Genomic DNA, 20,550 nt, shown 5'->3' on the forward strand with positions numbered 1-20,550 from the left:
AATCTCGCGTTGCGCCTGGTCACGTTACTGCTTGACCTTGCCGTCCTTGTCGAACTGCGAGACGTAGGCCCAGAGATCGTTGATCTCCTTCTCGTTCTTGATGCCGGCGAATGCCATCTTGGTGCCGGGAATCTTGGCCTTCGGATCCCTGATGTATTCCTTGAACAGCGCCTCGTTCCAGGTGATGCCCGAATTCTTGTTGGCATCCGAATAATTGTAGTCCGGTGCAGTGCCGGACTTGCGGCCGTCGAGGCCGTTGAGCTCCGGTCCGACCTTGTTCTTCGCGCCTTCGCCGATCGCGTGGCAGGCCAGGCACTTGTTGAAAGACGTCTTGCCGGCCGCGGCGTCCTGCGCCATCGCTCTGGAAGATAGGGCGGTGGATGCTGCGGCAGTCATGGCGAGGGCAACCAGCGCGCCGAAAGTCAGTTTTTTCATAGGGTGCTCTTCGTCTCTTCCCGGGGTCAGATTGAGTATCGTGGTTTTGGCAGGTCCGGTGCAGGTGGACAAGCTGCGAAACCATTGACAGGTTTCGCGATAGCAGACTTGCCCCAGAGAGAACTTGCGCTGCAACAAAGCAATGCGACCTTCGGAGGACCTACCCAAAGACGGCAAGACATGATTGATTTGGCGGGACATTTTCCTCCGCCGGACGAAGGTTTCGTAACATGGCCATCATGATGCCCGCAGCCGACCAGGCAGTGCTGGCGCGTCGCAGCGAGATCGTCGCCGCCCTGCGCGCGATCGTTCCCGGCGAAGGCGTGATCGACAGCACCTCCGAGATGCGGGTCTATGAATCCGACGGGCTGACCGCCTATCGGCAGCCGCCGATGGTCGTGGTGCTGCCGGATACGACCGAGCAGGTCTCGCTCGTCCTGAAATATTGCGCCGAACACGGCATCAAGGTGGTGCCGCGCGGGTCCGGCACCTCGCTCTCGGGCGGCGCGTTGCCGCTGGAAGACGGTGTGCTTCTGGGCCTGGGCAAGTTCAAGCGCATCCGCGAGATCGATTTCGACAATCGCGTCGTCGTCACCGAGCCCGGCGTCACCAACCTTGCCATCAGCCAGGCGGTCGCGCATGCCGGCTTCTACTACGCACCCGATCCGTCGTCGCAGATCGCCTGCTCGATCGGCGGCAATGTCGCGGAGAATTCGGGCGGCGTGCACTGCCTGAAATACGGCATGACCACCAACAACGTGCTCGGCTGCGAGATCGTGCTGATGAACGGCGAGATCCTGCGCATCGGCGGCAAGTCGGCGGAGGCGTCAGGCTACGACCTGATGGGCGTGATCACGGGATCGGAAGGCCTGCTCGGCGTCATCACCGAGATTACGGTGCGCATCCTGCAAAAGCCTGAGACTGCGCGTGCGCTGATGGTCGGCTTTGCGCAAGTCGAGGCGGCCGGCGAATGCGTGGCGCGGATCATCGGCGCCGGCATCATTCCCGGCGGCATGGAGATGATGGACAAGCCGGCGATCCACGCCGCGGAAGCCTTCGTCCATGCCGGCTATCCGCTCGATGTGGAAGCGCTCCTGATCATCGAGCTCGACGGTCCCGGCGTCGAGGTCGACGAGCTGATCAGGCGAGTCGAGGCGATCGCGAATGCTTGCGGCTCCACCACCTGCCAGATCTCGACCTCGGAAGCCGAGCGCAATCTGTTCTGGGCGGGCCGGAAAGCTGCATTCCCCGCCGTGGGCCGCATCTCGCCCGATTATCTCTGCATGGATGGCACCATCCCGCGCGGTGCGCTGCCGAAGGCGCTGGCGCGCATCCGCGAGCTCTCGGAGAAATACCAGCTCGGCTGCGCCAATGTGTTCCACGCCGGCGACGGCAATCTGCATCCCCTCATTCTCTACGATGCCAACAAGCCCGGCGAGATCGAGCGCGCCGAAGCGTTCGGCGCCGACATCTTGCGCGCCTGCGTCGAGTTCGGCGGCGTGCTCACCGGCGAGCATGGTGTCGGCATCGAGAAGCGCGACCTCATGCCGGATATGTTCAACGAGATCGACCTCAACCAGCAGCAGCGGCTGAAATGCGCCTTCGACGCGCAGGGCCTGCTCAACCCCGGAAAGGTATTTCCGACCCTGCATCGCTGCGCCGAGCTCGGCCGCATGCATGTGCACGCGGGCAAGCTGGCGTTTCCGGACATTCCGCGGTTCTGAGGATCTGGCATCTCGGTCCAGGTGGCGGCATGACGGACATTCCGGTAGGCACGGCGACGACGACAGCTCCGGGTGCGCAGGCCCAGCCGCGCCTCCTGTTCATCGACAACATCCGTTGGTCGATGATCATCCTCGTGCTGAGCATGCACGCGGCCGACACCTACAGCCCGTTCGGCAATTGGTACTATGTCGACCGGCGGGCGACCGGCTTTGGCACGGCGCTGTTCTTCGGCGTCTACCAGAGCTTCCTCCAGGCCTTCTTCATGGCGGTGTTGTTCTTCATTGCCGGCTATTTCGCCGCCGCGTCCTGCGACCGGAAGGGATTTCCGACCTTCGCCCGCGACCGCCTCGTCAGGCTGGGTCTGCCGACCCTGCTCTACATGTTCGTGATCGGCCCGCTCACGCAGTATTTCCTGTCGCGGACCTGGGGGCGTGGTGGTTTCGGCCATCAGTGGCTGGTTCATCTAGGGGATGGCGAGTGGCTGTCCGAGACCGGTCCGATGTGGTTCTGCGCCGTCCTGCTGCTGTTCTCGCTTGGCTACGGCCTGATCCGCCTGTCGGGCTGGCGAGAGCGCAACGTCGTGCTGCGCTGGCCGATGATCGTCGCTTTCGTGCTGGCGATGGCGGGGGCCACCTTTGGCGTGCGCATCGTCGTGCGGGCCGGCACCTCGGTGCTCAATGTTCATCCCGGCGACCTGCCGCAATATGTCCTGATGTTTGTCGCTGGCGCCTATGGCTATCGCGGTAACTGGATGACGGGACTTGCCGAGCGCTCCTGTCTGCGCTGGGGGGCGCTGGCGCTCATGCTCTCCGTACCGCTGTTTGCTGCGCTGGTGCTGTTCGGCGGCGGCCTCGAGGGCGAGACGGCGCTCTATTCAGGCGGCTTCAATCTCGTCAGTGCCGGGAAGTGCCTGTGGGAGGCGCTGGTCTGCGTGGGTATGGGCCTCGTCATTCTGGCCGTCTATCGCCGCCGTTTCGACTGGCAGGGGCCCGTCGCCAAATGGCTCTCGGACAATGCGTTCGGTGTCTACCTGATCCATCCGCCGATCCTGATCGGCTTCGCCATGCTCCTGCACGGGTTACCGCTCTTCGCACTCACGAAGGCGCTGCTGCTGACGACGCTGGCCGCGATCGGCAGCTTCGCCGTCTCGGCGTTGATCCTGCGGAAATCTCCCCTGCGCGCGATCATTTAGTCGAGCGGCGCCGCGGTCCGGCCTGGACCGCGGCGTGCAAGCAGATCCCCCACATCAGCGTGTACTGCGCGCGCTTGCGCCGTGCCGGCAGCGGCAGCGCCCGACGTGCGATGCGGTCCTTGAAATGCGCGCTTCCGACCCTGCATCGCTGCGCCGGACGCATGCATGTGCACGCGGGCAAGCTGGCGTTTCCGGACATTCCGCGGTTCTAGCCGATCAGTGCGCGGGCTCGGCGTGCATCGTTTTCGCGCCCGTGACGTCAGGATAGAATTGCGGCGCCTCGCGGCGGTCGAACCGGCCATAGTCCCTGACGACGCGCACCTTGCGATGACGAAGTCGCTCGATGCCGTCGAGCTTCCTTGGCATCCAGAGGCCTGCGGCGGTCGCATCCCGCCAGCCGACGAGGACCGCGATCTTGCCTGGATTGTAGATGCTCGCCCATACGTCATGGTCCGCGATCGCGCCGTTGCTGAGGTCGAGGCCAAGATGCGCGGGCAGCAGGTCGGCTTGGGCCGCGAAGGCTGCGCCCTTGGCCGGCGTGATCTCGGTGAAGGTCGCCATCTTGGCCTTGCCGACCTCCGTCTCGTCGAAGCGTTGCTCGCGAACAGAAGCCTGTCGTGGCGGGTCCGTGTCAGCGCTGACGTCGCCGACGCGCAAATGGTAGTCGGCGAAAATATCGAAGCGGCCCTTCTCCTGGATGGTGTGATGTTCGCCCTGGGTCCGCCAGCGCACGACCGATTTCTCGTCGCGCCAGGTCGAATGCGACAGCACCCATCCGGGTCTCAGCCTGCTCTCGAATCGCTCATTGTCGATGAAACCGTCGATCCTTTCGAGGATCGGCTTCAGGTGCTTGGCGAGATCGAGATATTCGTCCTTTTTTCCCTCGTTCGGACGCACTTCGAAGATCACGGAAAACATCGTCTTCTCCTAGTTGCTTGTTTCAGGAGGTGATCGACGCGACGTCGTCGCCGTGCAGGAAGGCGACGCTTTCGCGCCACAGCGCCGGCCGCATGACTTCCAGATGCATCAGATGCGTGCCGCGGCCGATCTTGATGTCGCGCTTGTTGGGGCTATGCGAGAATGCATTGAACAGCCACTGCGCATCCTCGTCCGGAATCAGCCCGTCCCATTCGCCGCGGATGATCGTGACCGGCGCGCTCACGGCCGCGGGATCGTAGGCGAGTTTGCCGTGCCACGCCTTGATGATCTCGCTGAACGGGCCAAGCGGCGTCCTCACGCCAAAGGGATCGCGCGAGCGGCTCTCCGGATCGCTCTCGAGATAGCGCGCGCTCCAATCGTCGAAATGCGCGCGGGAGAGCACGGGGGCTTCATTGGCGGGGACATCTTCGATAAAGCGCTTCCACTGGTCCTCGACGCTGACGTTGCGCCACGCCGGGAATACCGGGGGCGTTTCGTAGCGGCGCGGCTCGCGGCGGCTGATCGGTGCAAACAGCACCAGGCGGTCGACCAGGGCCGGGTGCGTGCCGGCGAAGAGACACGCCGGCATCGAGCCCCAGGAATGCGCGATGAGCGATAGCTTCGTAATGTTCTGATGACCGAGGATGAAGCGCGCCCCGGCGGCAAGCTGTGTGCTTGCGTCTTCGGCTACACAGAGAGGAGCATTGTCCTCCGCAGGCCGGCTCATCTCGGGATAGCGGTCGGAACCTCCGAAGCCGTAAAAGTCCAATCCCCACACGTCGAACCCAGCATCGCAAAGCGCATCGCGCCACGATCGTCCGTCGAAGCGATGCGCTATGGAAAGCGCGGACGGGAACGTCGCGCCATGGACGTAGAGCGCGGCACGGCGCGGCTCGAAGACCGTCCTCGCGGACGGCAGGACGCGCATGAACAACGCCATCCCATCGCGTGGACCGGGAATGCGGAAATGCTGTTCGCGGTCGTCGAGCTTCACAGTAGCTATATCGCGCATCATGGGAACTCTCGCGGTCTGGTGCTTGTCGTCCGGATCGGGCCGGACACATCCGCGGCGGCGCATCACCAACTCGTGGTTGCCCGATCCGTTTCTCTGGCTTTTCGATGAGAATCGAAGTGGGGAAGGGCGTCGATCGCCACCCTTGCCCGACATGACATCGTATCGATTATATCAGCGCATATTGCATGCGTTCGCGCTTCGCCAGCAAAGGCAGGGCCTCTCCCGCGATGTGAGTCTTGAAGTGCGCGCTCTCCTGATGCGCGCTGAAGGCGGCCTCGTCGCGGAACAGCTCGTAGAACAGGAATTGCGCCGGATTGTCCTTGGCGCGGCTGATCAGGAACAGTTTTACGCCCGGCTCGCTTTGCGCCTGCGGCAGGAAGCTCCGCAGGATCTCGGCAACGCGGTCGGCCTCCTCCCGCTTCGCTTCCCATTGCGCCACGACCAGGAGGCCGCCGCCGCTGATTGCCTGGTGAATGACTTGTTGGTTCATCGCCTGCTGGTTCATGGTGGAACTCCATCGGAGAGGTACCACTCGATCAATACCGAAGTCTGAGCGGTGATGATTCGATGATGATCGAAGTGCGTATGTCGCGGGATGATGAGCCGATGCGCGCTTGCCCTCCGAGCCTCTCGGGATGAGGACGCGGCGTAACGCTCCGAGGCACAGCGCGTCACGCGTCGAATTGATTTTCGACGCGAATTTCGCTACCGCCTTTTGCTGTGGACACGCTCAAGGTCAGAGACGCCAGAGACGTCGAAGAGGTGGTGCGCGCGGCGATTGCCAATGAGCAGCCGCTCGAGATCATCGGCCATGGCTCCAAGCGCGGCATCGGCCATGCGATGGCGACCAACGCCGTGCTCGACGTCTCCGCGTTGAACGCGGTCAACTCCTACGAGCCCAACGAGCTGATCATCACGCTCCAGGCCGGCGCGCCGCTGGTCGACGTGCTGTCGCTGATCGATGCCAAGAGCCAGCAATTCGCCTTCGAGCCGATGAACGCTGGGCCCCTGCTGGGGATGCCCGGGCTCGGCACGATGCCCGGGCTTGGCACCATCGGTGGCATGATCGCGGCGGGCCTCGCCGGGCCTCGCCGCATCAAGGCCGGCGGTGTTCGCGACCATCTGCTCGGCGCGCAGGCCGTCTCGGGCTTCGGCGACAGTTTCAAGACCGGCGGCAAGGTGGTGAAAAACGTCACCGGTTATGACCTCTGCAAGCTGCTTGCCGGGTCCTGGGGCACGCTGTCGGTCATGACCGAGGTGACGCTGAAGGTCATGCCGAAGCCGGAGAGCGAGCGGACGCTGCTGCTCAGGGGGCTGGACGATTCCGCCGCCAACAAGGCCATGACCGCGGCGCTCGGCTCGCCTTTCGACGTGTCGGGCGCGGCGCATCTGCCGAAATCCACTTCCCGGGAGAGGGCCGAAGGACTCGGCGATATCGCCACTCAAGGCGAGCCGCTTACTGTGCTGCGCCTGGAGGGCATCACCGCCTCGGCGGCCCACCGTGCCGTCTCGCTGCGTGAGGCGCTCGCGCCCTTCGGAACTGCCACCATCGTGGAGGACGCCGCCTCGGCCGCGTTGTGGACCGCGATCCGGGACGTGCTGCCGTTCGCGGCCGATAGCGCGGTTGGCGCCTGGCCGGTGTGGCGGATCGTCTGCCCGCCGGCCTCCGGTGCCGCGGTTGGCCGGCAGCTCGCGCGGGACACCGGCGGCGACGTCATCTACGACTGGGGTGGCGGGCTGATCTGGGCGGCCGTGCCGCCGAAGGGGGACGCGCAAGCGGCCACCGTGCGCCAGCGCGCCGGAGCCGTTGGTGGGCACGCCATGCTGGTCCGGGCGACTGAGGAGGTGCGGCGCAATGTGGATGTGTTCCATCCACAAGCCCCTGGTGTCGCCGCGCTCAGCGAGCGGGTTCGTACCAGCTTCGATCCCAAGACCATCCTCAATCGCGGACGGCTGAAGCGGGGCGAGCCATGAAGACCGAATTCTCGCTCACCCAGCTCGCGGACCCCGACATCGCTGAAGCCGACAAGATCCTGCGTGCCTGCGTGCACTGCGGCTTCTGCACTGCGACCTGTCCGACCTATGTGCTGCTCGGCGACGAGCTCGATAGCCCGCGCGGCCGCATCTACCTGATCAAGGAGATGCTGGAGAAGGACCAGGCGCCCACATCGGAGGTCGTCAAGCACGTCGACCGCTGCCTGTCGTGTCTTGCCTGCATGACCACGTGTCCCTCCGGGGTGAACTACATGCACCTCGTCGATCAGGCCCGGGTCCGGATCGAGCAGCGTTATGAGCGGCCGCTTGCCGAGCGGCTGCTTCGCACCGTGCTGGCATTCGTGCTGCCCGACCCGCAGCGCTTTCGCATCAGCATGTCGCTGGCGCGGCTTGCCCGGCCGTTCGCAGCTTTGCTGCCGACACCGCGGCCGTCGGCAACCCCTGGCCTTACGCAACGGATCAAGGCGATGCTGGTGCTCGCGCCAGATCGGCTGCCGGCTCCGGGACCCGCCGCGGGCAGCGTCTTTGCGCCGCTCGGCAAGAGGCGGGGGCGGGTGGCGCTGCTTCAGGGCTGCGCCCAGCAGGTGCTGGCGCCGCGGATCAACCAGGCCGCCATCAACCTCCTGACCCGCCACGGCATCGAGGTCGTGCTGGTCCGGGACGAGCAATGCTGCGGCGCCCTGACCCATCACCTCGGCCTTGACGACGACGCGCTCGCGCGGGCGCGGGCGAACGTCGCGGCGTGGCGCCGCGAGGCGGCAAAAGACGGTCTCGATGCCATCCTGGTGACGACATCCGGCTGTGGCACGGTCATCAAGGACTACGGCTATCTCCTGCGCGAGGACCGCGACTTCGCGAGCGATGCGGCCAACATCTCCGCACTCGCCAAGGACATCACGGAGTATGTCGGAGGGCTTGCGCTGCAGCCATCGAGGCGACACGACGACATCGTCGTCGCCTATCACTCCGCTTGTTCACTGCAGCACGGGCAGAAAATCACTGGGCTTCCGAAAGAATTGCTTTCCAAGAACGGATTCGTGGTGAAAGATATCCCGGAGAGCCATTTGTGTTGCGGTTCGGCGGGGACCTACAACATTCTCCAGCCCGACCTTGCGGGCAGGTTGCGCGATCGCAAGATCGCCAACATCGCGAGCGTCAAGCCGGACATGATTGCCGCGGGCAATATCGGCTGCATGGTGCAGATTGCCAGCGGCACGTCAGTGCCGGTCGTGCACACGATTGAGCTTCTCGATTGGGCGACGGGCGGCGCGCAGCCGGCATTGAACTTGTCGAATTGAACTAGCCGATTGCGCGGCGCCCGGAGGTGGACGACTGAAGGCCCGATCGACCATTGTTCGGCGGCAACAGGAGGATCACGATGGCGAAAGCGAAGAAGAAGAAAAGCAAGAAGGCCAAAAAGGCCAAGAAGGCCGTAGCGGCGAAGAAGACCGCGAAGAAGGCCGGCAAGAAGAAGTCGGCCAAGAAGTCAGCGAAGAAATCCGCCAAGAAGGCAGCCAAGAAGACTGCAAAGAAATCGGCCAAGAAGGCCGCACCGAAGACAGCGGCGAAGAAGGCCGCCAAGAAAGCGGCTCCCAAGAAGAGCGCGGCGAAGAAGGCGCGGACGCCCAAGACGGTTGCCCCGGTAGAGGCTCCTCCGGCTCCCGAGCCCGCGTCCGAGACGAGCTGGGCGACTCCGTCGGGCGAAGGTCCGTCGGCATCGGCTGACGGGCAGGGCTAGGCGCTCTTCCTAACCTCCATTGCGAACCTGCGAGCAGGAAGGCCGCGGCAATGATGCTGCGGCCTTTTTGCATCGGCTGAAGCCGGGGCCGAATCGTCGGAAGCCTGGTTCGTGACGGCCAAGCCTCAGCTGGATAATCTTCCGTAGCATCACGGAGACCAGCTTCGCCTCGGAGCGCGAATAATTGTGTTCGAGATGCAACACACGCCGACAACCTTTCGTGAAATCGCCATAACGCCCAAAAAGTCGGCAGATGCCCGCGTTTTTTGCTTCACCGTCCGCTCCCCACGTTCCAGATTGCGGCGGTGATGAGTTTTTCAGTCAGGATCGCATGCCCCGGGGGGCGCCGGGATCGGACTGGCCTTAGGAAGGTAATGGGGAACGAAATGAAGAAAGTGGCTTTGTTGGCAACGGCGCTGGCAATGGTGACGGGTTCGGCTCTGGCGGCAGACATGCCGGTGAAGGCTCTGAAGGCGCCTCCGCCGCCCGCCTTTGATCCCTGGGATATCGCCTTCGGCGGCGCCATCATGAGCGACTACATTTTCCGCGGCGTCACCCAGTCGAACCACAAGCCGTCGGTGGCCGCCTACTTCGAGCCGCGCTTCAACGTCACCAAGGACCTGCAGCTTTATGCCGGTGTGTCGGCTGAAAGCATTTCGTTCGCGAACCGTGCTGCGGCTGAGGTCGACGTGTACGGCGGTATCCGCCCGACCTTCGGCGCCTTCGCGTTCGACATCGGTATCTGGGGTTACCTGTATCCGGGTGGCACCTGCTACTATGGTGGTGGTGCGGTCACTGACTTTGCCGGCAACGCGCTGAGCGCCGAGTGTCAAGCGAACACTCTCACGAACTTCAACGTGATGAAGAAGGACGTCAGCTTCTTCGAAGTCTACGGCAAGCTGAACTACACCATCAACGACAACTGGGCCGTTGGCGTTAACGAGTACTACACGCCGAGCTTCCTGAACTCCGGCGCCTGGGGCGACTATGTGTCGGTCACCGCCAAGTACACCGCACCCAGCACGATCTTCGGCTCGAGCGGCGTCGGCATGTACGTTTCGGGCGAGTTCGGTCGCCAGTTCCTCGGCACCTCCGACAGCTTCTACGGCGTCCCGGCGTTCCCGAACGGCATCAAATATGCCGACTACAACACCTGGAACATCGGCGTCGGCTTCACCTACAAGGTGTTCACGCTGGATCTGCGTTACTCCGACACCAACCTGAGCAAGGGTGATTGCAACGCCTTCACCAGCGACTTCACCGCCGGCGGCACGACCAGCGTGACCCCGATCAATCCGACGGGCGTCGGCTCGAACTGGTGCGGCGCGGCCGGTATTGCCAAGCTGTCCTTCGACCTGACGGCGATGACCAACCTGAAGTAAGTTTCATCCCGAGACTGACTGCAAGGGCGGCAGGACAACCTGCCGCCCTTTTGCTTTTCGGGGGGACGAAGCGCTGGGGGAGACGAGCTGCGGCCGCTTCAACAGAGTTCGTTGTCGCCCCGGCGAAGGCCGGGGCCCATAACCCCAGGCAGTAGTTGTGGCGCGAGACATGGGTTACCAATCTTCGCCAAGCACAATTCTGGGATTACGGGTCCCGGGCTCGCGCCGCGCGCGCCCCGGGACGACGGATGTTCGGTCCTCTCCCCGAGAGGTGTCACTGCAGGTGCACTCAGCGCGCTTCGCTCGGCTCGGCCCGGGCCGGTGCATCGACGCTGCCGAGGACATGGATGTCCCCGTCAGGGATCAGCCTGACATTGCGAGTGTGGAAGGCGTCCAGCGTGGAGCGGTGACCGATCGAGACGATCGTGGTTGACGGTAGCTTCTCTTCCATCAACCGGTAGAGCAGGGCCTCGGACGGCTCGTCGAGCGAGGCGGTCGCCTCGTCGAGGAACAGGAAATCCGGGGCATGCAGCAGTGCGCGGGCAACGCCCAGGCGCTGTTGCTCGCCGAGCGACAGCGTTCTGTTCCAATGCGCTTCCTCATCGAGCCCTTCGGCAAGCCTCGGCATGCCGACTGCTCTGAGCGCCTCCTTGATCTTGTCAGGTGCAATCGTGCCGTGCTCGGCCGGGTAGATCACGGCGTCACCGAGCGGACCAATCGGGAAATACGGCCGCTGCGGCAGCATCATCAGGCTGGATTTCCCGGGGATGGCGATCTTGCCGGTGCCGAACGGCCAGATCCCGGCGATGGCGCGGAATAGCGTCGACTTGCCCGAACCTGACGGTCCCGTCACCAGCACGCGCTCGGGATGCTGGATCGCAAAGCCGTTGGCCGCGACCAGCGGCTTGCCGTTGGGAAGCTTCACCAGGAGCTGCTCGAGCGCGATGGCCTCGCTGCCCGTGGACGGCGTGACGCCGATGGTCGGCTCGTGCGCGGGAAGATTGGCGGCCGAGCTGACCGACATCTCGAAACCGTCGAGACGGGCAACCACCGCACGCCATTCGGCGAGCGAGCGGTAGGTCGTCACGAAGAACGACAGCGCGCGCTGCACGCTCGAGAACGCCGAGCCGGTCTGCATCATGTCGCCGAGCTGGATCTTCTTGGCGAAATAGGCCGGTGCCACCAGCACGTAGGGGAAGATCACGGCGGCCTGCTGATAGCTTGCCGTGAACGCGGTCAGGCGCTTGGTGCGGCTCATGATCCCGTACCAGTTGCCGATCACGAAGCTGAAGCGATGCAGGAGGCGCCCGCGCTCGGCGCTCTCGCCCTTGAGCAGCGCGATCTGCTCGGAATTCTCGCGCACCCGGACCAGGTTGAAGCGGAAATCGGCTTCATAGCGCTGCTGCTCGAAATTGAGGTTGACCAGCGGTACGCCGATCCAGTGCGTCAGGGCGGTGCCCAGGATCGCGTAGATCAGGGCGCCCCAGCACAGATAGCCGGGGATCACGAAGTCGGAGCCGAAGAGATGCAGGGGCGCGGCGTTGGAGAGGCCCCACAGGATGATCACGAAGGAGAACAGCGTCACGATCGAGGAGAGCAGGCCGACGCCGATGCTCAAGGTCTGCTCGACGAAGTTCTTGACGTCGTCGGTGATGCGCTGGTCCGGGTTGTCGGCCGCGTCGCCCGTGAGTTGCATGCGATAGTGGGTGGCGTCATTGAGCCATTCGCCGAGATAGTGCCGCGTCAGCCATTGCCGCCATCGGATCTGCAGCCACTGGTTCAGATAGAGCTGATAGACGGCCAGCGCGACGAAGGCGGAAGCGAGGCCCACGAAGATCCAGATCTCGCGCACGAAGCTGTCCAGATCATAGGCCTGGAGCGCACTGTAGAACCGATTCTGCCACTGGTTCACGAGCACGTCGATCGCGACCAGCGCCAGCTCGATCGCGATCACTGCCGCGAGCAGGCCGCGGCCGGCCCATTTGTCCTCGGATCTGAAATACGGGATGGCGATTCGCCAAACGGTCGCGAGCGTCGCGCGGATGTTCTTCACAGATTGGGGTCTCCTGCGGGGTAGGCGCAAGCGCCTGATGCAACGGCGCAAATAAGCGCGCTTAGACTAAAGTTGCAAATCCGGCGATTTGCGTTGTCCGGGCCGGCAACCCTAGCATGGGCATAACGGCGCGGGATGGGGGCCTCCGGGACTTCGCGAGCTTGTGAGCGGATGGGAACCGCCGCATTCGCGACACCGCTTCAGGCTCAGGGAGTATCGCGATCGACGTCAAGCAGGCTCGGCTGTCCACGCTGGCCGCCCTGCCGCACCAATGCGTGGGGGAGGAAGAGCATGTGGAATCAAATTTATAACCCGCTGAACAGTGCGGCGTTGTCGACCATTGCGGCGGCGGTCCCGGTGGTCTCGCTGTTGATCATGATCGCAAGCGGGCGCGTGAAAGCACACATCGCGGCCGTGATTGCCGTCATCATCACCAACCTGATCACGATCGTCATCTTCACCATGCCGGTGAACATGTCGATCCGCGCTTCCGTGCTCGGCATCGTCACCGGCTTCTTCCCCATCGGCTGGATCGTCCTCAACGTCATCTTCCTTTACCAGGTGACGGTGACGACCGGGCGCTTCGAACTGTTGAAGCGCGCGGTCGGCGGCGTCACTGAGGACCGGCGGCTGCAGCTGCTGCTGGTCGCCTTCTCGTTCGGTGCGTTCTTCGAAGGCGCCTCGGGGTTCGGCACGCCCGTCGCGATCACCGGCGCCGTGCTGATCGGTCTCGGCTTCTCACCCCTCGCGGCTTCCGGACTGTCGCTGATCGCCAACACTGCGCCGGTCGCCTATGGCGCGCTCGGCACGCCGATCCAGGGCCTTGCCTCCGTCACTGGGCTTGATCCCTACATTCTCGGCGCGATGGTCGGACGGCAATTGCCGTTCTTCTCGCTGATCGTGCCGTTCTGGGTGGTGTGGGCCTTCGCAGGCTGGCGCGGCATGAAGGACGTCTGGCCGGCGATCCTCGTCACCGGCGTGTGCTTCGCAATCCCGCAATTCGTGATCTCCAACTTCATCAATCCCTGGATCGTCGACATCGGGGCGTCGCTGATCTCGATGGGCGCGCTGATCCTGTTCCTCAAGGTGTGGCAGCCGAAGCAGCTCTGGCTGTCGCCGGCGCTGCGCGGCCGCGATGAATCAGTGTCGGAAATGGGCAAGACCGCACCGCTCGACAAGACGCCGCTCACGCAGTCCGAGCTGTGGAGCGCGCTGTTGCCGTGGATCATCGTCTGCGTCGTGATGCTGATCTGGGGCAGCGGATGGTTCAAGTCCTGGGCGGACTCGCTGTTCGTCTGGAAGTATGCGGTTCCCGATCTCGACAAGATGATCAACAAGATGCCGCCGGTGGCGGCCGGCCCCACGCCGGAAGGTGCGGTGTTCAACTTCACCTATCTGTCCTTCACCGGCACGGGCATGCTGATCGCGGCGATCATCTCGGGCTTCCTGATGGGGGTCGGACCGGGGCGGCTGCTGATCGAATATGGCCGCACGATCCGGCTGTGCGCGATCTCGCTGATCACGATCTCGGCGATGCTCGCGATCGGCACGCTCACCCGCCTCTCGGGCGTCGACGCGACGCTTGGTCTTGCCTTTGCGGCAACGGGCGTCCTCTATCCCTTCTTCGGCACGCTGCTCGGCTGGTTGGGTGTGGCGTTGACGGGATCGGACACCGCATCGAACATCCTGTTCGGCAACCTCCAGAAGATCACGTCTCAGCAGATCGGCCTGTCGCCAATCCTGATGGCGGCGGCGAACTCCTCCGGTGGCGTCATGGGCAAGATGATCGACGCGCAATCGATCGTGGTCGCCTCCACAGCCACGAGGTGGTACGGCCACGAGGGCACGATCCTGCGCTTCGTGTTCTGGCATTCGATCGTGCTGGCCTGCCTGGTCGGCGTGCTGGTGACGCTTCAGGCCTATGTCTGGCCGTTCACGGCGCTGGTGCTGAAATAGCGCCACGCATCCGGCTGCAACGAAAATCCCTGCGGGCGCGATCCCGCGGGGATTTTGCGTGGGCGGCGAACCTTCTCAACGCCGTTTCCGTCTTATAGAAGGTGCGGCGGTTCAAGGACGGTCGAGAGGTCTCATGGTTTCGGTGAAGCAGATGGTGTGCACGGCTGCCGCGGTGGTGCTGATGGCGGGTGCAGCCCATGCCGAGGACGGCTTTCCCTTCGGGACCGAGATGACGCTCGAAGCCCTGCCGCAGCCCGGCTCGAAGCGCATTCCCAACATCGAGATCGGCGACAATGGCGAGGTGGTGCTGGAACTCTGGTGCAAGGGTGGCAAGGGCCAGTTCTCGGTCGCCGGCAACACCGTGATCTTCGTCCCCGGCCAGATCCAGGATCGTTCCTGCCCGCCGGCCAAGGCCCAGGCCGATGACGACCTCGTGGCGGCTCTGAGCAGCGTCGAGACCTGGAAGCGACAGGGTGACTTTCTCACGCTGATCGGCCCGAAGCAGTTGCGCTTCCGGGCGAACGGGAATTAGATTCGATCTCGTGTCCCGGACAAGGCGTAGCGCGTAGCGCTGCGGCGCAGAGCCGGGACCCAGTCTCGACCCGTGGTCGAGCCTGCGACTTCTGGGCCCCGGCTCGCAGCGCTTCGCGCTGCGTCCGGGGCACGAGAGCTATTTCCACACCGACTTGTCGGCGTCCCAGCGCTGGCCCTTCAACTCCTTCGTCAGCGCGTCGATCGCGCCATTGTCGTCGGTCTGATCGCCCTCTTCATCGGCGCTGGCTTCATCCGACAGTTTGAGCTTGGCGCCGGTGCTCTCGTCGGCCGTGGTGATCGCGGGGCTGCCGACCCACAGCAGGAGGCGGTCGCTGCTGCCGGGCTTCTCGGTCGAGACCAGGCCAGCGACCTCGATCGTATCGGTGAGCTCGAGCGCCGGGAAATCCTGGTTCGGCCGCTTCAACAGGACCTTGAGCTTGCCGGTGACGGGGTTGAAGCTCTGCGAGACGGTCTTTGCCGCCAGCGTCTTCGCCAGCACGTTCGCGACGGTGGTTGCGAGTCGGTCCCGGCTGATCTTGTCGCCGTCGCGCCAGTCGGCGGCGGGGAAGCGGATGGTGCGATCCATCTCCATCATGCCGGCGGTCCAGCCCGCTGCGGTGACGCCCGGCATCGCCTTGAACTTGGCGAGCAGCGCTGCGGCCCGCTCCGGGTCGACCGACATGTTGATGGTCTGCTCGCCGGCGCGCAGCGCGTCGCAGCCGACCGAGAGGCTTGCCAGCGTCACCTCGACATCCTGGCCCTTCAGGCTCTTCAGGAAGTCGGTTGCCGCCTCTAGCTTGACCTTGACCGCGATCGCTTCCGGCGAAACCTCGGTGAAATCCTTCGGCTGTGCCGTGATGCCGTCGTCCGAAGTCTGGTTGTCCAGAAACTCCTTCTCGCTGAGGTCGGAATTGTCGGGCGAGGCGACCTCGGTCACGTTGCCGCCGATCGAGATCTGGCCGCGGAATTCGAAGGTGTCGCTGGTCTGCCTGCGCGTCAGCTTGACGGTGACCGGCGCCTTGTCGCCGAGGCTCTGCGTCGTGCCCGACAGCAGCTGGCCGGCGACCGTGAGATTGACGACGAAGCGGTCCTTGCGATCGGAATTCTTCGCGGCGGGATAGCAGACGTCGAGCACGGCCGAGGTGACCGTCTTGCCCTGGCGGGTTTCCTTCAGGATGACGTCGGCATTGCCGTCCATCAGGCCGTCGATCGAGGTGAAATAGCGCGTCTCGGTTCCACCGGGTGCCGTGGCCTTTGGCGACAGCTTCATCTGGGCGGACGCGACGCCAGGTGAAACTGCAAGCAATGCCGCCAAAAAACCAATCGAGCAGAACGAAAGCGCGCGCATCGACGAAACCCTCAAGAGATCAGAATCGGCGCCACCGTAGTGGGTTTTGGCCGGAGGTTGAATCGGAAAGCGCGGGCCATTCTGGGCAAAAAAGAAGGCCGCCCGGAGGCGGCCTTCGGTTGATTCTGGCTGGTTGCCAATGGGCTCAGAAGCCCATGCCGCCGCCGCCGGCCGGCATGGCAGGCGGGGCTTCCTTCTTCGGCAGTTCGGCAACCATCGCTTCGGTGGTCACCAGCAGGCCGGCCACGGAGGAGGCGTCCTGGAGCGCGGTGCGCACCACCTTGGCGGGATCGATAATGCCCTTTTCGACCAGGTCGACATATTGCTCGGTCTGGGCGTCGAAGCCGAAGGTCTCGGACTTGTTCTCCAGGATCTTGCCGACGACGACCGAGCCTTCGAGGCCGGCGTTCTCGGAGATCTGGCGGACCGGCGCTTCCAGCGCCTTCAGCACGATGTTGATGCCGGCCTGCACGTCGGCATTGGCGTTGGTGAGACGGCCGACCGCCTTCTTGGCACGAAGCAGCGCGACGCCGCCGCCGGGGACGATGCCTTCCTGCACCGCTGCGCGGGTGGCGTTGAGCGCGTCCTCGACGCGGTCCTTCTTCTCCTTGACCTCGATCTCGGTCGCACCGCCGACGCGGATCACCGCGACGCCGCCGGCGAGCTTGGCCAGACGCTCCTGAAGCTTCTCACGGTCGTAGTCCGAGGTGGTCTCCTCGATCTGGGCCTTGATCTGGCCGACGCGGGCCTCGATGTCCGGCTTCTTGCCGGCGCCGTTGACGATCGTGGTGTTCTCCTTGTCGATCACGACCTTCTTGGCGCGACCGAGCATCTTCACCGTGACGTTCTCGAGCTTGATGCCGAGTTCTTCGGAGATGAGCTGACCGCCGGTGAGGATCGCGAGGTCCTCGAGCATGGCCTTGCGGCGATCACCGAAGCCCGGCGCCTTGACGGCGGCGACCTTGAGGCCGCCACGCAGGCGGTTGACGACCAGGGTGGCCAGCGCCTCGCCCTCGACGTCCTCGGCAATGATGACGAGCGGCTTGCCGGACTGCACCACGGCTTCCAGCACCGGCAGCATGGCCTGCAGGCCCGAGAGCTTCTTCTCGTGCAGGAGGATGTAGGCGTCCTCGAGCTCGGCGGTCATCTTCTCGGCATTGGTCACGAAGTAGGGCGACAGATAGCCGCGGTCGAACTTCATGCCCTCGACGATGTCGACCTCGGTGTCGAGCGACTTGTTCTCCTCGACGGTGATGACACCCTCGTTGCCGACCTTCTGCATCGCCTGCGCGATCATCTTGCCGATGGCGGCATCGCCGTTGGCCGAGATGGTGCCGACCTGGGCAACCTCGGAGGAGGCGGCGACGGGCTTGGCGCGCTTCTCGATGTCCTTGATCACGGCCGCAACCGCGGTGTCGATGCCGCGCTTGAGGTCCATCGGGTTCATGCCGGCGGCAACCGCCTTGGCGCCTTCGCGCACGATGGCTTGGGCCAGCACAGTCGCGGTGGTGGTGCCGTCGCCGGCGAGGTCGTTGGTCTTGGAGGCGACCTCACGGACCATCTGGGCGCCCATGTTCTCGAACTTGTCCTCGAGCTCGATCTCCTTGGCGACGGTGACGCCGTCCTTGGTGATGCGGGGGGCGCCGAAGCTCTTCTCGATGACGACGTTACGGCCCTTCGGACCGAGCGTCACCTTGACGGCGTTGGCGAGAATGTCGACGCCACGCAGCATGCGTTCGCGCGCGTCTCCGGAAAACTTGACGTCTTTGGCAGCCATTACGAAAACTCCTGGAATGATTGGATATGGTTTGTTGCCGTCACTGCCGGTCTCCTTTCCCTCTCCCCTTGTGGGAGAGGGTGGACGCGATGCGAAGCATCGCGGACGGGTGAGGGGTCTGTCTCTGCGGATGCAGACCCCTCATCCGGCGCTTCGCGCCACCTTCTCCCACAAGGGGAGAAGGGAAAAAGTGCTCCGACACCCGGCGTGCGGCGGCGTTTGAAGGGGCGGTCGGCCTTAGGCCAGGACGCCCATGATGTCCGACTCCTTCATGATGAGGAGATCTTCATTGTCGATCTTGACCTCGGTGCCGGACCACTTGCCGAACAGCACGCGGTCGCCGACCTTGAGGTCGATGGGGATCAGCTTGCCCGCCTCGTCGCGGCCGCCGGGGCCGACGGCGACGATTTCGCCCTGGGACGGCTTCTCCTTGGCGGTGTCGGGAATGATGATGCCGCCCTTGGTCTTTTCCTCGGCATCGATACGTTTGACCACGACACGGTCATGCAGCGGACGAAATTTGGACTTAGCCATGACGTTTCCCTTTGGAAGCTCGCTTCGGAAGCAGCGGAAGTAGGTGAGGGGCCGAGCGCCCTGTCCGACCTCTGGATCGAATGCCAGGATCGAACGGCGCGCTTAGCAATCGGGCGTCCCGAGTGCTAATAGTGCGCCCGGAAATATGGCTTGGCCGCGATCCTGTCAAGCAAAGGTGGTTAAGCCATTGGTGAGACGGATATAGGATGTTGACGATCGAAACGAATTGGGGACGCTGGCGTATTCTACGACGTCATTGCCCCGACAGCGGTTTTGCGCTTGGCTGCAGGAAGGGGCGGCCAGGCTCGTGTTTGGGGGGCGCTTTGCTCGGGGGAATGCCATGATCGGTTCAGCTCACGCGCGGACGGTTGCCAGGCTGGGCGCCGCCGCAGCCTTGGCGTTGCTGCTGGGTGCATGTGGCGGCGGCATGAGCCTGCCGTCGTTCTCGTCGTCCTCGCCGCCGCCCGACGCCGAGCCCGGCAGCGGGCCGGAGATGCCGGCCTCGATCCGCGCCGACGAGATCGTCGGCCGCTGGGGTCTTGCCTCGTTCCAGAACCCGGCCGACCGCGCCCGCACCGAGGCCGCCGCAAGAGCCCAGTGCAAGAATCCTTACGTGATCGGCGCCGGTTCCTCCGGCGGTGTGATCATGCACCTGGCCGACCAGGCAACCCCGCAGGAGCTGCGGCTCAAGGGCTCGCCGAGCGGCAAGAACTATATCGGGCCGTCCGGCCCGACCCCCGGCGAGCAGGACCGCGAGATCGTCTCCTTCGACGGCCGCGTCATGGTCACCCGCTTCATCGACAAGGACGCCGCCACCCGCTACGGCAACATGGTCTACGTCCGCTGCGCGCCAAGGGCGTAGCCAGATTGCGCCACGGGTCACTCTGCACCCTCTTCCCTTGCGGGAGAGGGTGGCTTCGCGAAAGCGAAGCCGGGTGAGGGGTCTCTCTCCGCGAGTGAACCTCTCACAATTGTATTCGCCGATAGAGACCCCTCATCCGGCGCTTCGCGCCACCTTCTCCCGCAAGGCGAGAAGGGAAGTGATCCCCGCGGTTCTACATCCCAAAAACAAAAAACGCCGGCTTCGCGCCGGCGTTTTGCTTTTCTCCGTGTTCGTCCGCTCAGTCGAACAGGGCGTCGATGTCGTCCTGCGAGGCGTGGCCGACGTCGCCGGCGAGCTTCGGGCCGTTGAGGAGCTTGGCATCCTCGTCGCGGGTGTCGACGATCGGCAGCGCGTGGGCCTTGATCGCATCGACGCCACCCCAGATCTCCATCATCGCGTTGATGTGCTGCTCGATGAACTTCATCGTGCCCATCACCTTGCTGATGCGCTGACCGGTCAAATCCTGGAAGTTGCAGGCCTCGAAGATCGAGATGACGCGTTCCTGGATGTCGTCGGCGAGCCGCTTCTGCTGATCGACCGAGTCCACCTTGGACATCGCGCTGGCCGCCTGGTCGATCGACTCGGCGGCTTCGAGGATCTGCTGGGTCGCCTGCTCGGTGCCGCCGACGACAGCGCCGAGCTCGCCATTGACCTTGGCCATTTCGCCGCCGTCAAAGCTCTTGCCGTGCAGCGTCGCGATCTCGCGCTTGGTGCGGTCGATGGCATCGTGGATGAGGTCGAGTTCGACCTTCAACTTCTCGCACTGTTCGATCTGGGCGCGGTAGGTTTCCAGCATCGCACGCGCGTCGGCGACTTCCTGCGCCATGACGGTTTCGCTCGGCGGGAGTGGGGCGTGCCCCGCCTGGCTGTTGCGCGCCATTTGCGCGCGGATCGCGCGCAGCTCGGCCATGATCTCGCTGTGCATTGGAGCTGCCTCGTCAATCACTTCCGGAATAGGCATCTCGCCGACGATTGCTTCCTCGACGCGAAAACGTTTGCGGTGAACAGCCATTGTGAAACTCCCCCCACCTCACTCACGCGGTCTTTGTAGACAGAAGGGATTTA

At 64.1% G+C, this 20,550-nt stretch carries 18 protein-coding genes; 9 read left to right on the forward strand and 9 right to left on the reverse strand.

Going from position 1 to position 20,550, the window contains the following annotated elements; genetic code table 11:
- Positions 1-24: 24 nt before the first annotated feature.
- A complete protein-coding gene (gene cycA, locus ACV1FX_RS11455; RefSeq protein WP_473117664.1) occupies positions 25-435 on the reverse strand; it encodes a cytochrome c-550 CycA in 411 nt (136 codons plus the stop codon).
- Positions 436-665: 230 nt separating this feature from the next.
- On the opposite strand from cycA, the gene ACV1FX_RS11460 reads away from it, so the two are divergent.
- Both ACV1FX_RS11460 and ACV1FX_RS11465 read left to right on the forward strand, forming a co-directional pair.
- On the forward strand, positions 666-2,159 hold the full coding sequence (locus tag ACV1FX_RS11460; RefSeq protein ID WP_473117665.1) for an FAD-linked oxidase C-terminal domain-containing protein: 1,494 nt from the start codon (positions 666-668) through the stop codon (positions 2,157-2,159).
- Positions 2,160-2,188: 29 nt separating this feature from the next.
- Positions 2,189-3,352, forward strand: coding sequence for an acyltransferase family protein (locus tag ACV1FX_RS11465; protein ID WP_473117666.1), 1,164 nt, complete (start codon positions 2,189-2,191; stop codon positions 3,350-3,352).
- Positions 3,353-3,568: 216 nt separating this feature from the next.
- Here the strand turns inward: ACV1FX_RS11465 and ACV1FX_RS11470 are convergent, their stop codons facing one another.
- The 3 genes from ACV1FX_RS11470 to ACV1FX_RS11480 form a co-directional block, all read right to left on the reverse strand.
- Positions 3,569-4,270, reverse strand: coding sequence for an antibiotic biosynthesis monooxygenase family protein (locus ACV1FX_RS11470; protein ID WP_473117667.1), 702 nt, complete (start codon positions 4,268-4,270; stop codon positions 3,569-3,571).
- Between the two features lie 22 nt (positions 4,271-4,292).
- Positions 4,293-5,348 (reverse strand): alpha/beta hydrolase, encoded by a 1,056-nt coding sequence (locus tag ACV1FX_RS11475; protein ID WP_473117668.1) that lies wholly within the window; start codon positions 5,346-5,348, stop codon positions 4,293-4,295.
- A gap of 103 nt (positions 5,349-5,451) precedes the next feature.
- Positions 5,452-5,790, reverse strand: a complete 339-nt coding sequence (locus ACV1FX_RS11480) for a putative quinol monooxygenase (protein WP_473117669.1) — start codon at positions 5,788-5,790, stop codon at positions 5,452-5,454.
- A gap of 215 nt (positions 5,791-6,005) precedes the next feature.
- On the opposite strand from ACV1FX_RS11480, the gene ACV1FX_RS11485 reads away from it, so the two are divergent.
- The 4 genes from ACV1FX_RS11485 to ACV1FX_RS11500 all read left to right on the forward strand — a co-directional run bounded on the left by ACV1FX_RS11485 (position 6,006) and on the right by ACV1FX_RS11500 (position 10,400).
- Positions 6,006-7,259: an FAD-binding protein gene (locus ACV1FX_RS11485; RefSeq protein ID WP_473117670.1), complete on the forward strand. Its 1,254-nt coding sequence runs from the start codon at positions 6,006-6,008 to the stop codon at positions 7,257-7,259.
- Positions 7,256-8,578: a glycolate oxidase subunit GlcF gene (glcF, locus tag ACV1FX_RS11490; RefSeq protein ID WP_473117671.1), complete on the forward strand. Its 1,323-nt coding sequence runs from the start codon at positions 7,256-7,258 to the stop codon at positions 8,576-8,578. The genes ACV1FX_RS11485 and glcF overlap by 4 nt, the downstream gene beginning before the upstream one ends.
- Positions 8,579-8,658: 80 nt before the next feature.
- On the forward strand, positions 8,659-9,018 hold the full coding sequence (locus tag ACV1FX_RS11495; RefSeq protein ID WP_473117672.1) for a histone: 360 nt from the start codon (positions 8,659-8,661) through the stop codon (positions 9,016-9,018).
- 386 nt (positions 9,019-9,404) lie between these two features.
- Complete coding sequence (locus tag ACV1FX_RS11500; RefSeq protein ID WP_473117673.1) at positions 9,405-10,400, forward strand: TorF family putative porin; 996 nt, start codon at positions 9,405-9,407, stop codon at positions 10,398-10,400.
- A gap of 289 nt (positions 10,401-10,689) precedes the next feature.
- Here the strand turns inward: ACV1FX_RS11500 and ACV1FX_RS11505 are convergent, their stop codons facing one another.
- Positions 10,690-12,453, reverse strand: a complete 1,764-nt coding sequence (locus ACV1FX_RS11505) for an ABC transporter ATP-binding protein/permease (protein ID WP_473117674.1) — start codon at positions 12,451-12,453, stop codon at positions 10,690-10,692.
- Between the two features lie 291 nt (positions 12,454-12,744).
- Here ACV1FX_RS11505 and ACV1FX_RS11510 point away from each other — a divergent pair, with 291 nt between their 5' ends.
- Positions 12,745-14,409, forward strand: a complete 1,665-nt coding sequence (locus ACV1FX_RS11510) for an L-lactate permease (RefSeq protein ID WP_473117675.1) — start codon at positions 12,745-12,747, stop codon at positions 14,407-14,409.
- Between the two features lie 133 nt (positions 14,410-14,542).
- Positions 14,543-14,941 (forward strand): META domain-containing protein, encoded by a 399-nt coding sequence (locus ACV1FX_RS11515; protein ID WP_473117676.1) that lies wholly within the window; start codon positions 14,543-14,545, stop codon positions 14,939-14,941.
- Positions 14,942-15,079: 138 nt separating this feature from the next.
- Here ACV1FX_RS11515 and ACV1FX_RS11520 read toward each other — a convergent pair whose 3' ends face one another.
- The 3 genes from ACV1FX_RS11520 to ACV1FX_RS11530 all read right to left on the reverse strand — a co-directional run bounded on the left by ACV1FX_RS11520 (position 15,080) and on the right by ACV1FX_RS11530 (position 18,602).
- On the reverse strand, positions 15,080-16,291 hold the full coding sequence (locus ACV1FX_RS11520; protein WP_473117677.1) for a hypothetical protein: 1,212 nt from the start codon (positions 16,289-16,291) through the stop codon (positions 15,080-15,082).
- Positions 16,292-16,436: 145 nt separating this feature from the next.
- Entirely contained in the window at positions 16,437-18,068 is a 1,632-nt protein-coding gene (groL, locus tag ACV1FX_RS11525; RefSeq protein WP_473117678.1) for a chaperonin GroEL, read from the reverse strand.
- Positions 18,069-18,305: 237 nt separating this feature from the next.
- Positions 18,306-18,602, reverse strand: coding sequence for a co-chaperone GroES (locus ACV1FX_RS11530; RefSeq protein WP_027525027.1), 297 nt, complete (start codon positions 18,600-18,602; stop codon positions 18,306-18,308).
- A 340-nt stretch (positions 18,603-18,942) separates the two neighbouring features.
- On the opposite strand from ACV1FX_RS11530, the gene ACV1FX_RS11535 reads away from it, so the two are divergent.
- Entirely contained in the window at positions 18,943-19,464 is a 522-nt protein-coding gene (locus tag ACV1FX_RS11535; protein WP_473117679.1) for a hypothetical protein, read from the forward strand.
- Between the two features lie 259 nt (positions 19,465-19,723).
- Here ACV1FX_RS11535 and ACV1FX_RS11540 read toward each other — a convergent pair whose 3' ends face one another.
- The gene (locus tag ACV1FX_RS11540) at positions 19,724-20,497 is read right to left on the reverse strand and encodes a protein phosphatase CheZ (RefSeq protein WP_473117680.1); all 774 of its coding nucleotides are present in this window, start codon (positions 20,495-20,497) and stop codon (positions 19,724-19,726) included.
- Between the last annotated feature and the right edge of the window lie 53 nt (positions 20,498-20,550).

Source organism: Bradyrhizobium ingae (assembly GCF_055791185.1).

Bases quoted from the DNA above. Each gene is read 5' to 3' on its own strand.
- cycA (WP_473117664.1), bottom strand. From the start codon at position 435: ATGAAAAAACTGACTTTCGGCGCGCTGGTTGCCCTCGCCATGACTGCC.
- ACV1FX_RS11460 (WP_473117665.1), top strand. From the start codon at position 666: ATGGCCATCATGATGCCCGCAGCCGACCAGGCAGTGCTGGCGCGTCGC.
- ACV1FX_RS11465 (WP_473117666.1), top strand. From the start codon at position 2,189: ATGACGGACATTCCGGTAGGCACGGCGACGACGACAGCTCCGGGTGCG.
- ACV1FX_RS11470 (WP_473117667.1), bottom strand. From the start codon at position 4,270: ATGTTTTCCGTGATCTTCGAAGTGCGTCCGAACGAGGGAAAAAAGGAC.
- ACV1FX_RS11475 (WP_473117668.1), bottom strand. From the start codon at position 5,348: ATGCGCCGCCGCGGATGTGTCCGGCCCGATCCGGACGACAAGCACCAG.
- ACV1FX_RS11480 (WP_473117669.1), bottom strand. From the start codon at position 5,790: ATGAACCAGCAGGCGATGAACCAACAAGTCATTCACCAGGCAATCAGC.
- glcF (WP_473117671.1), top strand. From the start codon at position 7,256: ATGAAGACCGAATTCTCGCTCACCCAGCTCGCGGACCCCGACATCGCT.
- ACV1FX_RS11495 (WP_473117672.1), top strand. From the start codon at position 8,659: ATGGCGAAAGCGAAGAAGAAGAAAAGCAAGAAGGCCAAAAAGGCCAAG.
- ACV1FX_RS11500 (WP_473117673.1), top strand. From the start codon at position 9,405: ATGAAGAAAGTGGCTTTGTTGGCAACGGCGCTGGCAATGGTGACGGGT.
- ACV1FX_RS11510 (WP_473117675.1), top strand. From the start codon at position 12,745: ATGTGGAATCAAATTTATAACCCGCTGAACAGTGCGGCGTTGTCGACC.
- ACV1FX_RS11515 (WP_473117676.1), top strand. From the start codon at position 14,543: ATGGTTTCGGTGAAGCAGATGGTGTGCACGGCTGCCGCGGTGGTGCTG.
- ACV1FX_RS11520 (WP_473117677.1), bottom strand. From the start codon at position 16,291: ATGCGCGCGCTTTCGTTCTGCTCGATTGGTTTTTTGGCGGCATTGCTT.
- groL (WP_473117678.1), bottom strand. From the start codon at position 18,068: ATGGCTGCCAAAGACGTCAAGTTTTCCGGAGACGCGCGCGAACGCATG.
- ACV1FX_RS11530 (WP_027525027.1), bottom strand. From the start codon at position 18,602: ATGGCTAAGTCCAAATTTCGTCCGCTGCATGACCGTGTCGTGGTCAAA.
- ACV1FX_RS11535 (WP_473117679.1), top strand. From the start codon at position 18,943: ATGATCGGTTCAGCTCACGCGCGGACGGTTGCCAGGCTGGGCGCCGCC.
- ACV1FX_RS11540 (WP_473117680.1), bottom strand. From the start codon at position 20,497: ATGGCTGTTCACCGCAAACGTTTTCGCGTCGAGGAAGCAATCGTCGGC.